The sequence below is a fragment of the Streptomyces sp. B21-105 genome, assembly GCF_036898465.1.
Lineage (GTDB): Bacteria > Actinomycetota > Actinomycetes > Streptomycetales > Streptomycetaceae > Streptomyces.
On record NZ_JARUMJ010000001.1, the window covers coordinates 1,260,995 to 1,276,689 of the forward strand.

Annotated in this window: 12 protein-coding genes and 2 pseudogenes; 6 read left to right on the forward strand and 8 right to left on the reverse strand. The window is 70.0% G+C overall.

Translation table 11 applies throughout. The features are described 5' to 3' along the window. Positions 1-80: 80 nt before the first annotated feature. The 3 genes and pseudogenes from QA802_RS05415 to QA802_RS41450 all read right to left on the reverse strand — a co-directional run bounded on the left by QA802_RS05415 (position 81) and on the right by QA802_RS41450 (position 2,125). Entirely contained in the window at positions 81-836 is a 756-nt protein-coding gene (locus QA802_RS05415; RefSeq protein ID WP_334534339.1) for a class I SAM-dependent methyltransferase, read from the reverse strand. Positions 837-1,118: 282 nt separating this feature from the next. Beyond that, positions 1,119-1,469 (reverse strand): annotated as a pseudogene (locus QA802_RS05420) (transposase); the annotation flags it as partial. Further along, entirely contained in the window at positions 1,463-2,125 is a 663-nt protein-coding gene (locus QA802_RS41450; RefSeq protein ID WP_443042073.1) for a DDE-type integrase/transposase/recombinase, read from the reverse strand. The pseudogene QA802_RS05420 and the gene QA802_RS41450, both read right to left, overlap by 7 nt. A gap of 225 nt (positions 2,126-2,350) precedes the next feature. On the opposite strand from QA802_RS41450, the gene QA802_RS05430 reads away from it, so the two are divergent. Further along, a complete protein-coding gene (locus QA802_RS05430) occupies positions 2,351-4,063 on the forward strand; it encodes a TROVE domain-containing protein (RefSeq protein WP_334518501.1) in 1,713 nt (570 codons plus the stop codon). Positions 4,064-4,153: 90 nt separating this feature from the next. On the opposite strand, the gene QA802_RS05435 is transcribed toward QA802_RS05430, so the two are convergent. Together QA802_RS05435 and QA802_RS05440 are read right to left on the reverse strand one after the other, a co-directional pair. Beyond that, entirely contained in the window at positions 4,154-4,876 is a 723-nt protein-coding gene (locus tag QA802_RS05435) for an ABC-2 transporter permease family protein (protein WP_334518503.1), read from the reverse strand. 2 nt (positions 4,877-4,878) lie between these two features. Beyond that, positions 4,879-5,799, reverse strand: a complete 921-nt coding sequence (locus tag QA802_RS05440) for an ATP-binding cassette domain-containing protein (protein ID WP_334518505.1) — start codon at positions 5,797-5,799, stop codon at positions 4,879-4,881. Between the two features lie 106 nt (positions 5,800-5,905). Here QA802_RS05440 and QA802_RS05445 point away from each other — a divergent pair, with 106 nt between their 5' ends. Further along, positions 5,906-7,063, forward strand: coding sequence for a sensor histidine kinase (locus tag QA802_RS05445; RefSeq protein ID WP_334518507.1), 1,158 nt, complete (start codon positions 5,906-5,908; stop codon positions 7,061-7,063). Between the two features lie 14 nt (positions 7,064-7,077). Next, positions 7,078-7,740 (forward strand): response regulator, encoded by a 663-nt coding sequence (locus QA802_RS05450; protein ID WP_334518508.1) that lies wholly within the window; start codon positions 7,078-7,080, stop codon positions 7,738-7,740. Between the two features lie 10 nt (positions 7,741-7,750). On the opposite strand, the gene QA802_RS05455 is transcribed toward QA802_RS05450, so the two are convergent. Beyond that, positions 7,751-8,224, reverse strand: a complete 474-nt coding sequence (locus tag QA802_RS05455) for a winged helix-turn-helix transcriptional regulator (protein WP_334518509.1) — start codon at positions 8,222-8,224, stop codon at positions 7,751-7,753. Positions 8,225-8,314: 90 nt separating this feature from the next. Here QA802_RS05455 and QA802_RS05460 point away from each other — a divergent pair, with 90 nt between their 5' ends. The 3 genes and pseudogenes from QA802_RS05460 to QA802_RS05470 all read left to right on the forward strand — a co-directional run bounded on the left by QA802_RS05460 (position 8,315) and on the right by QA802_RS05470 (position 12,889). Then, entirely contained in the window at positions 8,315-8,809 is a 495-nt protein-coding gene (locus tag QA802_RS05460; protein WP_334518510.1) for a PaaI family thioesterase, read from the forward strand. 765 nt (positions 8,810-9,574) lie between these two features. After that, positions 9,575-11,623, forward strand: coding sequence for a glycoside hydrolase (locus QA802_RS05465; RefSeq protein WP_334518511.1), 2,049 nt, complete (start codon positions 9,575-9,577; stop codon positions 11,621-11,623). A gap of 319 nt (positions 11,624-11,942) precedes the next feature. Continuing rightward, positions 11,943-12,889: pseudogene (locus tag QA802_RS05470) on the forward strand (glycoside hydrolase family 6 protein). A 181-nt stretch (positions 12,890-13,070) separates the two neighbouring features. On the opposite strand, the gene QA802_RS05475 reads toward QA802_RS05470, so the two are convergent. After that, positions 13,071-14,066: a LacI family DNA-binding transcriptional regulator gene (locus QA802_RS05475; protein WP_334518513.1), complete on the reverse strand. Its 996-nt coding sequence runs from the start codon at positions 14,064-14,066 to the stop codon at positions 13,071-13,073. A 209-nt stretch (positions 14,067-14,275) separates the two neighbouring features. Beyond that, positions 14,276-15,592 (reverse strand): ferredoxin reductase family protein, encoded by a 1,317-nt coding sequence (locus QA802_RS05480; protein WP_334518515.1) that lies wholly within the window; start codon positions 15,590-15,592, stop codon positions 14,276-14,278. Positions 15,593-15,695: the final 103 nt, after the last annotated feature.

The window sequence follows — 15,695 nt, forward strand, 5'->3', positions numbered from 1 at the left end:
ACTGGAACCCGCACCGATGAGAGGGCGCAAGCGTCCTGCGAGCAAACGCGCGGTCCGGCCAGGGACTGAGAGTCCGGTGTTTATACCTTGCTCGCGACCACCATGTAGTTCTCGGCCTCAAGATCGAACGTGCTCAGTTCCGTTTGGAGTCCGACCCGGTGCAGCTCGACTTCGAGTTCCTCGTACCGGTAGGGCCAGCAGGACAGCAGTTCCGAGCGGACAAGAACCAACCCGGTCGCATCAACTTGCGCGATCGCAATCTCGATGTGGTGCTCCTCCTCCCAATGCGGCGCAATCTCCCATCGGTAGACCACGACAGCATCGCGACCGTTCCGGCGGACGAGTCGGTCACTGATCTCCAGCCGGGAACCTCTGGCCCTCACGAGTTCCCACGTGCGGGATGTGAGTACCAAGCGCCCGCCGGGGCGCAGAAGCCGTGACATCGACTCCAGGGCAGCACCCCTGCCTGTCGCGCCCGCGGCATGGTGAAGCGAGTTGCCAACGCAGAACACCATGTCGAACGTGTTGTCCTGGAAATGGTCGGGCAACTCTTCCCAGTTCGCCCGTACGGGCCGGACGGATGCCCCGAACTCCTCAGACAATTCTGCAGTCCGACGAACCATCGCCTCGTTGGCGTCAGTTGCGACAACCTGCATGCCACGACCGGCGAGGCCAACCGCCAACTGTCCGGTTCCGCACGAACAGTCGAGGACGTGAGCGTTCGACGGCAGGAGATTGAGGACGTCGTCGAACGACGCAGCGAACTCGGCTGGAGGCAACTTTGCATCCGAGATGAGCCATTCGTACACCTCGGCAAGCACGTCATAGCCTGTCACAACCACTACCTCCGTCACGCGGCAGACTCACGGTAGGACGTCAGTCCATCAGCGGAGCAAGCCGGGCACCAATGGATTTCGCAAGGATGGGTGTGTCAACTTAACCTCGATCGTTCATGAGTCCCCGTGAGTTTGCCGGCGGGGACTCTGTGTTCGTGGGGTGCGGTCTTTTCGGGGGCTGGGGCAGGCTGAGGGTCCGGCTGTCGGGTCGGGTGGGCGCCGGGTTCCACTTCACCGGTGTGATGGAGCGGGTTGTTGGGACGGTCGAAGCGGCTGGTCAGCCCGGAGCTTCTTGGGTTCCCAGCGGCGGGTCTTGCCGGTCAGGGCGAGCATCGGCATCCAGGCGAGGAGGTCGAGCATGAGGGAGACGATCTCCAGCCAGATCCGGTTCTGGGCTGTGTCGTGCAGTGGCAGGTTGCGCAGACCGGTGTCGCGGGCGTTTCGGATACGGTCCTCGCAGCGGGCCCGCCGTCGGTGACGCAGTTCGAGGTCGGCGAGCTGGCCGCCTTTGGTGTTGGTCGCGAAGCAGGTCAGCCGCAGTCCGTCGAGGTCGGTGAAGCGCAACTGGGCACCAGGGTGCGGGCGTTCCTTGCGGACGATCAGCCGCATACCCTTGGGCCAGGTGCTCAGGTCGGGCATGTTGAAGTTTCCCCGTGATCTCGGGCACGTTGTTGTTGCGCCGCGAGGGCTTGGTCTTGCCAGTAGCGCAGGCGTGTTTCGTGGGGCGTGAGGTAACCCCAGTGGATGTGCTTGCGCAGGCGGCGTCTGTTGTAGAAGGTCTCGACGAAGTCGAAGATGTCGGCGCGGGCGGTGGCGCGGTCGGGCCAGAAGCGGGTGCCGATCTCCTCTTTGAGTACGGCCCAGAGGCTCTTTGCGGCGGCGTTGTCGAAGCAGCTCCCGGTCCGGCCCATGCTCTGCCGGTATCCCAACTTGTTGATTCTGTCGCGGAGTTGTCCGGAGGTGTATACCGATCCGCGGTCGCTGTGGATCACGCAGCCGGGTTCCAGGCGGCCCGGTGCGGCAGCCATGTCGAGGGCGTCGACGACGAGTTCAGCGCGATGGTGGTCGGCCATCGAGTACCCGATGACCTCGCGCGTGGCCAGGTCCAGCCACGAGGCGAGGTAGAGCCGGCCCTCGGCCGTGGGGATGTAGGTGACGTCCCCGACGATCGCCAGTCTTCCCCGCAGCGGTCCGCTTTGGCTCCCATCCGGAATTCTCCGACAAACACCCTCGGTCACCCCCACGACCGTTCGGGGGTCGGAGGCCGGCACGATTCTGCGCCCCGGCACCGCACGCGGCGGTCCGGCCGGGTCGGCTGCGCCTTCCGGTCGGGTCGGGGGGCGTTAATTCGCGTGCGCCCGCCCGCCGCACCGACTAGCGTGCTTGTTCGACGCCTTCCGATGCGCTGTGCCCCGGTTACTTCATATCTGACGCGCAACACCACCCCGGTGCCACTACTGATCTCGGAAGGCGTCTCTCCTTCTTTCCGGAACGTCTCCCAAGGGACCTTCTGCATGCCCCATTTCAACCGTCAGCGGGCCAAGTCCGAAGCCAGGAGAGAGATCCAGGCGGAAATACCGGGCCTGACCGCAGGCGGAGCGACGTCGTCGCTCTCCACCCACGGCCGGTGGCCGCTCCCGCCGTCCGCCACCACACGCACCCTGCGGCACCCGCCCGCCCTCCGGCCTCACACCCGCATCACCAACCACCGGGGCGGCTCCGGTTACGCCCGCACCCCGAAGGCGGAACTCTTCCTGCTGGCCATGGCCGACATGGTCGGCCACCACAGCTTCTACGAGGACGCCGTCGCTCGCGACCAGCGCTACGAGCAGCTGGTGCGCACACTCGCCGTCAGCGACCCCGAGTGGACCCTCGGCCTGCTGGGCTGGCTGCGCACCGAGGCCCACATGCGCACCGCCTCCCTCGTGGGCGCGGCCGAGTTCGTGCGGGCCAGGCTGGACGCGGGAGCCGTCGGCTTCTCACGGCAGGCCGTCGCCGTCGTACTCCAACGAGCCGACGAGCCGGGCGAGTTGCTCGCGTACTGGATCTCCCGGCACGGGCGGAGACTCCCGCAGCCGCTCAAGCGCGGGATCGCCGACGCCGTACGCCGTCTCTACACCGGGCGCGCGCTCCTCAAGTACGACACCGCCTCGCACGCCTACCGCTTCAGTGACGTCATCGAACTCACCCACCCCTTTCCCGACCCCCGGCGTCCCTGGCAGGGCGACCTGTTCAGGTATGCGATCGACCGCCGCCATCACCCCGACCGTGCCCTGCCCCCGCCCGGCGAGACGCTGCTCGCCGCACACCGCGAGCTGATGGCCGTACCGGTCGAGGAGCGGTACGCCCTGGTGACCGCGCGGGGCGGCGCCGAGCGGCTGAAGTCGGCCGGGATGACCTGGGAGTCGGTCGCGGGCTGGCTGCAGCGGCCGCTCGACGCGGCGGTGTGGGAGGCCCTGGTTCCCTCGATGGGGGCCATGGCCCTCGTACGCAACCTGCGCAATCTCGACCTGGCCGGCGTGAGCGACGAGGTCTCCGCCGAGGTGTCCGCACGGATCTCCAGCCCGGACGAGGTGCGCCGCTCACGCCAGTTCCCGTTCCGCTACCTGGCCGCCCACCGCAACGCGCCCTCGCGCCGTTGGGAGGCGGCTCTGGAGGCGGCCCTCGGGCACTCCCTCGCCAACGTCCCCGAACTGTCCGGCCGCACACTGGTCCTGGTGGACCGGTCGGGCTCGATGTTCGACCGGCCCAGCGAGCACACCCACCTCAACCGGGCCGATACGGCGGCGATCTTCGGCACGGCGATCGCACTGCGCGCCGAGCGGGCGGACCTGGTGGAGTTCGGGACCGACAGCCGTCGCGTCGAACTCACCCCGGGTGAGCCCGTGCTGCGCGTCCTGGACCGCTTCCACAACCTCGGCGGCACCAACACGGCCGCTGCGCTCAAACAGCACTACGACCGGCACGACCGGGTGATCCTGGTGACCGACGAACAGACCGGGGTGACTTGGTGGTCCAACCCGTTGCAGCGGATCCCTTTCCATATCCCCGTCTACACCTGGAACCTGGCCGGCTACGCCCCGGCCCACGCCCCGGCCGGCCCGCACCACCACACCTTCGGCGGCCTGAGCGACGCCGCGTTCCGCCTGATCCCCCTCATCGAAGCCGGCCGGGACGCCACGTGGCCGTGGACAACGGGAACGACGGGGACGACGGGAACGCTCTGACTTCGTGGTCCCCGTCTTCGCCGTCCTCCACGTCGCCGACCTGCGCCTTCTGCCGCACTGTCTGCCGCGTCCTCGCAACGGCGCCCCGTCTCAGGCGTCCCGTCGCCGTATCCGCCAAGCCCCGGCCGCGACCGCCGTCGCCGTCCACAGGGCGGTCACCCCGAGTCCCTGCCACGGACCCGGCGCACCGTCCGTCGCCGAGTGCAACACCGCTTGGCCGGCCCGGTCGGGCAGGAAGTCGGCGACGGTGCCGGACAGGTCGCCGATGACGAAGGACACGATCAGCAGGGAGGGCAGGAGAAGGGCGAGCGCCGCTGTTCCGCTGCGCAGGACGGCCGTCAGGCCCGCGGCGAACAGAGCCATGAGGGTGAGGTAGACGGCGCAGCCGAGCACACCGCGCAGGCATGCCGCCCGGCTCAGCTCGTTCGCCTTGTCTCCCAACATCGCGCTGCCCACGGCGAGGGTGACGAGGCCGGTGACCAGGCCCACGGCGAGGACCGGCAGGGCGATCGCGGTCAGCTTGGCGGCGAACCAGCGGCCGCGGTGCGGCACTGCGGCCAGTGACATCCGCAGTGCCCCGTCGCGGAACTCGTCGGCCACGGCCGTGGTCCCGAAGGCGATGGCGGCGATCTGTCCGAAGGTCACGCCGAAGAACACGGAGCGGAGCGGGTCGGCGTCGTCGCCGTCGGTGTCGAGTCCGGCGAGGGCCGAGAAGACCACCGTGGCGGCCACGGTCGCGCACAACGCGCCGATCAGCGACCGCAGCGTACGGATCTTGATCCACTCGGCGTGGAGAGCGGGTGTGAACGCCATGGTCATGCCTCCCGGGCCGGGGCCGCGAACTCGGTGTGCGCGGCGGTCAGATCGAGGTAGGCCTCCTCCAGCGTGCCGTCCTCCGCGGTCAGTTCGAGCAGAGCCACCCCCGCGCCGGAGAGCAGGGGGCCGATGTCGTCCACACGGGCGTGGTGCACGGTCCAGTGCCCGTCCGCGTGTCGCAGGGCATCGTGACCGTGCCGGGCGAGGACGTCGCGCAGGGCGTCGGGCGTCGTCGTGCGCAGGCGTACCCGTGGCTGCACGCGCGCGTCGATGAAGTCCCGCAGGGGGGTGTCCGCCAGCAGTCGGCCGTTGCCGAGGACGACGAGATGGTCGGCGAAGGACGCCGTCTCGTTCATGAGGTGGCTGGAGACCAACACGGTGCGGCCCTCCCCGGCCAAGCGGCGCAGCAAGTCCCGTATCCAGACGATGCCTTCGGGGTCGAGGCCGTTGGACGGCTCGTCGAGCAGCACCACTTCGGGGTCGCCGAGGAGGGCTGCGGCGATCCCGAGTCGCTGGCGCATCCCCAGCGAGTACATCCTCACGCGGCGTCGCGCGGCCGCAGCGAGCCCGGTCTCGTCCAGCACCGCCTCGACACGGCGGGCGGGGATGCGGTTGCTCGCCGCGAGGACACGCAGATGGTCCCGTCCGGTGCGAGCGCCGTGCGCCGCCCCGGCATCGAGAAGCGCTCCGACGTGACGCAGGGGTTCCACCAGGGCCGTGTACGCCCGGCCGCCGATCGTGGCCGTGCCGGAGGTGGGCCGGTCGAGGCCGAGGACAAGGCGCAGCGTGGTGGACTTGCCTGCGCCGTTGGGTCCGAGGAAGCCCGTGACGCGGCCTGCCCGGACGCTGAAGGTGAGGTGGTCCACGGCCCGCCGGACGCCGTACTCCTTGGTGAGTCGGTGGACGTCGATACTGGTCATGGCACGACTCTCGCCGGGCCAAGGGCGTCGGGCCTCCCCTCTCCGGGGAGAGGATCTCCCCCAGGCGGGGGAGGCCGTCGTCTCTGCCGACTGCCACGATGTCCCCATGGGCCGCTACCTGCGCCCGCTGCTGCGGGGGACGACATACACGCGACTTCTGCACCTGTGGGTGCCGATGTTCCTCGTCAGCTTCTGGATGTTCATCGATCCGTCACGGCCGTGGGCGCCGGCGGTGTTCCTCGTCCCGCTCGGGCTGATCCCGGCGGTGCGCACGGGTGAGGGAGCGCAGGCCCGCCTGCTGCTTGTGCCCGCCGACGCGCAGCCGGGTTTCTCGGTGGCGCCGTCGGCGACCTGGCGCGACCGGCTGCGTACGGTGGTGTGGCTGGAAGCGCGGATGGCGCTGGGCGCCGCGGCGATGTTCGCATGCGTCTGGTTGCCCACTCTCGTCTATGACCTGGTGATGCGTGCGGGCGGCCGCTCGTCGGCCGAGGTGCCCCTGCTCTCCGGCACGGCGACCGGCTGGTGGCTCGCCCTGCTCGTCCCCCTGCCTCTGATCGCCCTGTACGGCGTCGTGGTGGGCTTGGGCGAGCTGGCCACGGTGGTGGCACGCGGACTGCTGGGGCCGTCGGCCGCCGAGCGGCTGGCCGCTTTGGAGGAACGCACCGAGCAACTGCTGGAGCGCAACCGCATCGCCCGCGAGCTGCATGACTCCATCGGTCACGCGTTGACGGTGGCGGTGGTGCAGGCGGGCGCGGCCCGGACCGCGGGCGATCCCTCGTTCACCGACCACGCCTTGGCGGCCATCGAGGAGACCGGCCGGTCGGCTCTGACGGATCTGGAGCGGGTGTTGGGCGTGCTGCGGGAGCCCCGGCGTCCGGCGAGCGGCAGGCCCACCCTGAGCGAGGCCCACCGGCTGCTGGACTCGGCGAGGGCGTCCGGGGCGCAGATCGACGCGAAGGTGACCGGCCCCGTGGAGGCGGTGCCGGGGCTGGTGTCCCGTGAGGGCTACCGCATCCTCCAGGAGGCCCTGACCAATGTGCTGCGGCACGCGGGAGCCGTCCCGGTCGCCGTCCGCGTCGACGTCGGCGGTGGACTCCTCAGGCTGGAGGTCCGCAATCCCCTGACGGCGATCACACCCGGCGGCCCGGGGTCAGGCAGCGGACTGCGCGGCATGCGCGAGCGGGCGGCGCTGCTGGGCGGACGCGCCTCTACCGGACCTGCCGCGGGCGAGTGGCGGATCCGGGCGGAACTGCCGCTGAGTTGACTTACGCTGGCCGGATGCCGGTCACTGTTCTCCTCGTCGACGACGAACCCCTGGTGCGCATGGGCCTGCGCGCCGTGCTGGAGGCACAGGCCGACATCGAGGTCGTCGGCGAGGCGGCGGACGGGGCGGCGGTCATCCCGCTGGTGCGGCGGCTTCGTCCCGACGTGGTCGCCATGGATGTGCGGATGCCGCTGATGGACGGGATCGAGGCCACGCGGGCGGTGCTGCGGACGGTGGACAGTCCTCCGAAGATCGTCGTGGTGACGACGTTCGAGAACGACGAGTACGTCTATGAGGCGCTGAGGGCCGGTGCCGACGGCTTCCTGCTGAAGCGGGCCCGGCCCGCGGAGATCGTGCACGCGGTGCGGCTCGTCGCCTCGGGCGAGTCGCTGCTGTTCCCCGCGTCGGTGCGGCGGCTGGCCGCCGCGTACGGCGGCGGGAGCGGCAACCGGGCCGCCCGGGACGCCTTGGAGCGGGCCCGGCTGACCGAACGGGAGGCGGATGTGCTGCGGCTGATGACCCGGGGGTTGTCGAACGCGGAGATCGCGGCACGGCTCGTCGTCGGCACGGAGACGGTCAAGTCGCATGTCAGCGCTCTGCTGGCGAAGCTGGGGGCGCGGGACCGGACGCAGGCCGTGATCACGGCGTACGAGTCGGGGTTCGTGGAGCCGGGCTGAGCGTCAGGCGTCAGGGGAGGAGCTGGGCCGAGGGGCCGGGGTGGGTACGGGCTTCCGGCGGAATCAGCGGGCCGTGTCCTTGCGCGCACACGACCACCGCTCGCAGGGGTTCGCCGCAGTCCGCGTCCGCATGCTGAACCTCCAGGGGCGGGCCCTGGGGGTCCGCCGTGTACTGATCGCCCCACTGCTTGAGGGCGATCATCGCGGGCCACAGGTCCCAGCCCTTGCGGGTGAGCCGGTACTCGTGCCGGGTACGACTTCCCGGCTCGCGGTAGGCGAGGGTCTCCAGGATGCCGGCGGCCACCAACTTGCGCAGCCGGTCTGCCAGTACGGCCTCGGACAGCCCGACATGACGCCGGAAGTCGTCGAAACGCCGGACGCCGTTCATGGCGTCCCGAAGCAGCAGCAGCGACCACTTCTCGCCGACGAGGTCCAGCGTCCGGTGCACCGTGCAGTTCTTCGTGCTCGTCTCCAGCCACCTCATGCGCCCATCCTAGGCTGGCTTCGCCGTTGACAGCCAGACCCCGGTGCGGCTAGCTTCGCTGAGAGAAGTCAGCTGGCCCGGGGAGTGGGAATGCGCAGGTCACGTACGTTCGCGTGGGAAGACCCCACCATCTCCGCCGCAGCCGTGGGTGATCACAGCGGTCTCGACTTCCTCCGCGAGATCCTGGCCGGGCGTCTGCCCGCCCCGCCGGTCGCCGCCACCCTGGGCTTCGACCTGGAGGAGGCCGAGTACGGCCGGGTGGTCTTCGCGCTCGTACCGGGCGAGGAGCACTACAACCCGATCGGCAGCGTCCACGGCGGCGTGTACGCCACGCTCCTCGACTCGGCGGCCGGCTGTGCGGTGCAGTCCGTACTGCCCCGCGGCACCGGATACACCTCGATCGACCTGACGTTGAAGTTCCTGCGCCCGACCACCGTCGACACCGGCAAGGTCCGTGCCATCGGCACCGTGCTCAACAGCGGCCGCCGCACGGCCCTGGCCCAGGCCGAACTGCGCGACTCGGCGGACCGGTTGCTGGCCCACGCCACCAGCAGTTGCATGCTTTTCCCCGTCCCGCCCCGCTGACCCCCCGCACGCGTACGGCAGCAAGCGAGCCACTCCCCCGCAGTCGTCGTCGGCACAGGCCGCGCGGTTGAGGGGGAGAAGCTCTGCGGTGCGGTGGCGCCGGGTGGGTGCGCGGGGTGTTCTCGTCCTGGCCGCGGGCCGGAGCCGTGCCGCGCCATGCCCTCAGGCTCAGGCGACCAGCACCGCGCCTCGGCGGAGCGCGCGCCGTGTAACCGTCTCGCCACGACGGGACCCCCTTCTTCCGAAGCCGCGGCCGACTGGTCGGCCGGCCGCTCGAGGGCCCGCTTCCGCCACCTGACGAAAGTTCCGTATGCCGTTCGGAAACGAGCGACCTCACGGCCAGCAGGGAGCCCTGCGGACACGTCAAGCCGTTCGGTGAACCACACAGCGATCCGGCCATTCGAGTCCATGGAAAGTGGCGCATACGTACTATCCGGGCATTCAGCCTGCAGCATCATGGGATGGATCAGTTCCGAATGTTTCGACGGTTCAAACGATTCATGCGAGAAGGATTGACGTAGAACCCCGGCTCTCTATCATCCTGAATGCTCGCCAAGTCGATTCATGTTCAACATCCCGAACACTCGACTGTTGCTCCACGCACTCCAGAGCGGGACTCCCGGAATCTCCAGCCGCCCCACCCTCGGCCGGACCGGAGAGGGAGTGCGCCATCGATGAACATGTCATGCACGCGTCACGCAAGGAGGCGTTACCAGGTCCACCGATCGCACCACCCAACCCCCCACCCACCCCGCGAGGAGAACCATGAATCCGCTGAAACGGATCGGCTGTCGCCGAGCCTCGATCCTGGGCCTGCTGGCCGCGACCGTCCTGGCGACACCCGGTGCCGCTACCGGCGCGACCGGCGCGACCGGCCGCGCTGCCGGCGCGACGGACGCCGTCCGGGCCTCCGCCCTGGGAGCCCAGGCGGCGCAGTCCGGACGGTACTTCGGAACCGCCGTTGCCGCGGGCCGGCTCGGCGACGGTGCGTACACCCGCATCCTGGACCGGGAGTTCACGTCGGTCACACCCGAGAACGAGATGAAGTGGGACACGACCGAGCCGTCCCGCGGCTCGTTCAACTTCGGCCCCGCCGACCGGATCGTCAACCGGGCGACGTCCCACGGTCAGCGCATGCGCGGTCACACCCTGGTGTGGCACTCCCAACTGCCCGGCTGGGTCCGTTCCATCAGGGACGCGAACACCCTGCGCAGCGTGATGAACAACCACATCAACACGGTGGCCGGCCACTACAAGGGCCGGATCCACACCTGGGACGTGGTCAACGAGGCCTTCGCCGACGGCGGCAGCGGCCAGCTCCGCAGCTCGGTGTTCCGGGACGTGCTCGGCACCGGCTTCCTGGAGCAGGCGTTCCGCACGGCCCGCACAGCCGATCCGGCGGCCAAGCTCTGCTACAACGACTACAGCATCGACGACTGGAACGCCGCCAAGACCCAGGGCGTCTACCGCATGGTGCGCGACTTCAAGGCACGCGGCGTGCCCATCGACTGCGTCGGCCTTCAGGCCCACTTCGGCGCCGGCGGGCCGCCCGGCAGCTTCCGGACGACGCTGTCGAGCTTCGCCGCTCTCGGCGTGGACGTCCAGATCACCGAACTGGACATCGCGCAGGCGTCACCGAACGCCTACGCGAACACGATCAGGGCCTGCCTGAACGTCTCGCGCTGCACCGGCATCACCGTCTGGGGCATACGCGACAGCGACTCCTGGCGCAGCGGCGAGAACCCGCTGCTGTTCGACCGCAACGGCAACAAGAAGCCGGCGTACAACGCGGTGCTCACGACGCTGGGCGGCACACCCGCCGCGACGCGCGCCACCCCGCGCAGCACCCCCGGCGCCGCCGCCCTGCCCAGCCGTTACTCGTGGAGCTCGAGCGGCCAGCTGATCGCGCCGAAGCCGGACGCGACCCACAACATCGCGGGGATCAAGGACCCGACGGTCGTCTACCACAACGGCAAGTACCACGTGTTCGCCAGCACCGCGCGGTCCTCCGGCTACAACCTGGTCTACCTCAACTTCTCCGACTGGTCGCAGGCCGGCTCCGCCACCCACCACTACCTGGACCGCACCGCCATCGGCGCCGGGTACCGGGCCGCGCCGCAGGTGTTCTACAACGCGCCGCAACGCCTTTGGTACCTCGTCTACCAGACGGGCAACGCCTCGTACTCCACCAATCCCGACATCAGCAATCCCAACGGGTGGAGCGCCCCCCGCAACTTCTACCCGTCGATGCCGGACATCATCCGGCAGAACATCGGCAACGGTTACTGGGTCGACATGTGGGTGATCTGCGACAGCGCCAACTGCTATCTGTTCTCGTCCGACGACAACGGGCACCTCTACCGGTCGCAGACGACCGTCGGCCAGTTCCCCAACGGTTTCACCAACACCGTCATCGCGCTGCGGGACTCCAAGAACGCGCTGTTCGAAGCGAGCAACGTGTACAAGGTCCAGGGCGGCAACCAGTACCTGCTTCTCGTCGAGGCGATCGGGTCCGACGGGCGGCGCTGGTTCCGTTCCTGGACGTCCACGAGTCTCGCCGGCTCCTGGACGCAGCTCGCCGCTTCCGAGAGCAGTCCCTTCGCCCGGGCCAACAACGTCAGCTTCCCCTCGGGCGCCTGGACCCGTGACATCAGCCACGGCGAGATGATCCGCGCGGGCAACGACCAGACGCTCACCATCCCCGCGTGCCGGCTCCAGTACCTCTACCAGGGCCTGAACCCCAACGCGGGCGGTGAGTACAACCTCCTCCCGTGGCGGCTCGGCCTCCTGACCCAGACCAACTCAACCTGCTGACCCAGGCGGTGAGTCGGGGGAAGCTTCCGGCGGGAACCCACACACGCCACTCACCGGCGCCCCCCGGCTCGCCGCCCTGCCGACTCACCGCCCTGCCGACCCACCGCCGCCCTGCCGACCCACCGCCGCCCTGCCGACCCACCGCCGCCCTCCCGACCCACCGCCGCCCTCCCGACTCACCGTCGTCCCGACTCACCGCCGTCCTCCCGACTCACCGTCGTCCCGACTCACCGCCGCCCTCCCGACTCACCGCCGTCCCGACTCACCGCCGTCCCCCGACTCACCCCCGACGGAAACCCGAGGTACAGCGCTCTCCTCGCTGCCGCTGGCTCTCGCCACCGCGCCGTCCGCCCACGCGGCGGACCCGACGACCATGACCAGCGGGTTCTACGCGGACCCCGACTCCAGCGCCAAGCGGTGGGTCGCCGCCAACCCCGGCGACGGGCGGGCGCCCGCGGTCAACGCCTCCATCGCCAACGCTCCGACGGCCCGCTGGTTCGGCTCCTGGAGCGGCACCATCGGCACCGCCACCGGCACGTACGTCGGCGCCGCGGACGCCCGGGACAAGCTGCCCGTCCTCGTCGCCTACAACATCTACCACCGCGACTACTGCGGCGGGCACTCCGCGGGCGCTGCCTCCTCGCCGTCCGCCTACCGGACCTGGATCTCCCAGTTCGCCGGCGGGATCGCAGGCCGCCCGGCCGTCGTCGTCCTCGAACCGGACTCACTCGGCGACTACGGCTGCATGAGCCAGGCCCAGATCGACGAACGCCGGGCCATGCTCAGCGGCGCGCTCGCCGAGTTCAACCGGCAGGCCCCCAACACCTGGGTCTATCTCGACTCCGGCAACCCGGGTTGGGCCGACGCGGCGACCATGGCCCCGCGTCTTCACGAAGCCGGCCTCCGCCAGACCCACGGCTTCTCACTCAACGTCTCCAACTACCTGACGACGGCGGAGAACACCGCGTACGGCAACGCCGTCACAGGGAACTCGATTCCCGGTACGGCTACACCAAGCCGTTCGTGGTGGACACCAGCCGCAACGGCAACGGCAACGGCTCCAACGGCTCCAACGGCTCCAACGGCCAGTGGTGCACCCCCTCGGGCCGCCGCATCGGCACCCCCACCCGGCTGGGCGGAGGCGCCGAGATGCTCCTGTGGATCAAGACCCCGGGTGAGTCCGACGGCAACTGCGGCGTCGGCAGCGGCTCCTCGGCCGGACAGTTCCTTCCCGAGGTCGCCTACAAGATGATCTACGGCTACTGAACGGTCCTGCCGGTGGACCCTCAGTGAACCCGCCGTATGACTCAGCGTGCCCGGCGGGCAGTTGACGGACGCGAGCCGCTGGTCCACGACGGACGGCGGAAGCGGACGTTCCTTGACCCCCGTCGCGTGAGGCCGGAAGGGTGACTGCTTGTCCGGCCTCACCGCGGTCAGGGAGCTCCGCTCACCGTCCCGCCGCGCGCCGGGTGGACCGGCGGGGCACCAGCACCGGTTGCACGAGCCGACGCCGGTTCACAGGGCTGCGGGAGTTGATGACGGAGATCAGCAGGTCGACCGCTTCGGTGCCCACACGGTCCGGACGCAGACCGAGGGTGGTGACGGGCGGTGTGGTGCTCGCGTATTCCGGATCCTCACTGACGCACGCCACCAGCAGATCCCGCGGCACCCGAAGACCGTGCCGGCGTGCGGCGGCGAGGATGTTGTGACCGGAGTCGGAGTACACGCCGATGACGGCGTCCGGTCGCGGATCGCGGTCGAGCAGCCGGCCGACGGCACTCTGTTCGGCCGTGAAATAGTCGGGCAGCACGGCGTACTCCTCCACGAGGGCGGGCAGGCGCTGTTCCTCGCACCAGCGCCGGTAGGCGTGCGCGACCAGTTGCGGGTACGCGTCGTCGTGCAGGGGCAGGGAGAGTCCGATCCGCCGGGCCCCGGACTGCGCCAGGTGGTCGAGCAGGAGGCGCAGGCCCGACTCGTGGTCGGAGTCCACCCACGCGTCGCACGGATGCGGCTGCGGCGGGCGGCCTTCGCTGATCATCGGTATGCCGCGCTCCCGCAGGACGGCAAGCACCGGGTCGTCGGCGCGCGGTTCGACGTGGATGACGCCGTCCATCGGCGTGTTGAGCCACATCCACGGTGACATCGTGCTCGGCATGGTCAGGAGCAGATAGCCGCGCGCGTGCGCCGCCGCCATGGCGCTCAGTGTCAGAGCGGCGTAGTACGGGATCTCGGTGTACGAAACAGGCAGGTCACCGTACGTGGTCATGGTCATGCCGAGCACGCCGGTGCTGCCGCGGGCCAGGGCACGGGCCGTGCTGGCCGGGGCGTAACCGAGTTCGCGTGCCGTGGCCAGCACGCGCTGCCTGGTCGCCTCGGAGAGCCGCCCGGTGCCGTTGAGCGCGTTCGACACCGTGGCGGTGGACACACCGGCCCGTGCGGCCACGACGTCGAGTGTCGGACGCCGCCAGACCCGTGAGCTCTCCATGGGCACCCCAACTGCCTTGTGACCGCGCGTGGTGAAGCACTCGTCACTCGCCCCGCCGGGCGACGGCGGCCGCTCGGCCGCCGGGCTGTGGGGTGTTCAGACGCCGGATGTCTTCGACGGCATCCTAGGGGCGCCTGCACGAGGGGTGGAAGCGCCTCGGGCAGGGCTCAGGCCAGGCCGAACCGCTCGGCGTGCACCTGCCGCCGGGGAACCCCCAGGTCGCGCAGGGCGCTGAGCACGGCCGCGGTCATCGCGGGCGGGCCGCAGACGTACACGTCGCGTTCGCCGACGTCGGGAACCATGGCCCGCAGGCTCTCCGGCGCGAACGGCGTGCTGCCCTCCCCCGTGCGGCCGGTGAGCAGGTGCAGCTGCCCACCGCGGTCCGCGACCAGGGCCCGCACCTCGTCGACGAGTACGGCGTCGTCCTCGCTGCGTACCCGGTAGAGCACGACGACGTCGCCCGGCTGCTCCTCCTCGAGCAGGGCTCGGACCGGCGTGATCCCCACCCCTCCGGCGATCAGCAGTGCGCCGGGGCGTCCGCGGTGCAACGACGTGAACGCGCCGTAGGGGCCCTCGACGAACGCGCGGGTGCCGACCGGGAGATGCCGCAGTCCGGCGCTGGCCGTTCCGGCCGCCTTGGCCGTCAGGCGCAACGTGCGGCCGTCGGGCGCCGCCGACAGCGAGAACGGGTTCGCCAGCCACCAGTGGTGGTGGTCGGGGAACCGCCAGACGCAGAACTGCCCGGCCCGGGCCGGCAGCTTGTCGAGGTGCCGGCCGGTGACATGCACGGACACCACGTCGTCCGACTCCACCACCACTTCCGCGACCCGGAACCGGTGGTACGAGTTGCGCCACAGGGGCATGCCGATCCGGCCCGCGACCAGGGCGCCGAACGCGAACAACCACAGGGCCCACCAGTACATCTTCGCCGGCAGGGACGAGCTGAAGGTCGTGGTCTCCTGCAGCTGGTGGACGAACGCGAGCCCCAACGCCAGGTACAGCAGCAGGTGCAGGCCGTGCCAGGTCTCGTACCGCAGCCGCCGCCTCACATACCGGGCGGACACCGCGGCGACCACGACGAGGATCGCCGCGGCGCACATTCCCAGCAGCGAGGCCGGCACCCCGGCCAGTGAGAAGAACGTCCTCGTCATCGACGTGTCGCTGAGCCTCGCATAGCCCAGTACCACCAGCACGGCGTGGGTGAGGACGGTCCACAGCAGGGTGAAGCCGACCCACCGGTGCCACACCGTCAGCCGGTCCATGCCGATACGGCGGTCGAGCCACGGCAGCCGTGCCACCAGCAACAGCTGGAAGAGCATCAGCACGGCGGCGTGCAGCCCGAAGAACTTGGCGACGGTGAGCACGCCGTTCTTGCCGGTCCCGGAGGTGAGGAACAAGGCCTCGACGATCACCGAGTTGATGATGACGAACGTCCACAGCGCCCATCGCGCCGCAACGACCGGAGGTACGGTGCCTTGCCGCACCCGTGAAATCGTCGCCTCCACCGCTTCCCCTCTTGTTCGTGTGCCGTACCGGTGCCGATCGCGGCACCACCACGGTCGATGCTCTACCGGCCGGGCCCCGGCG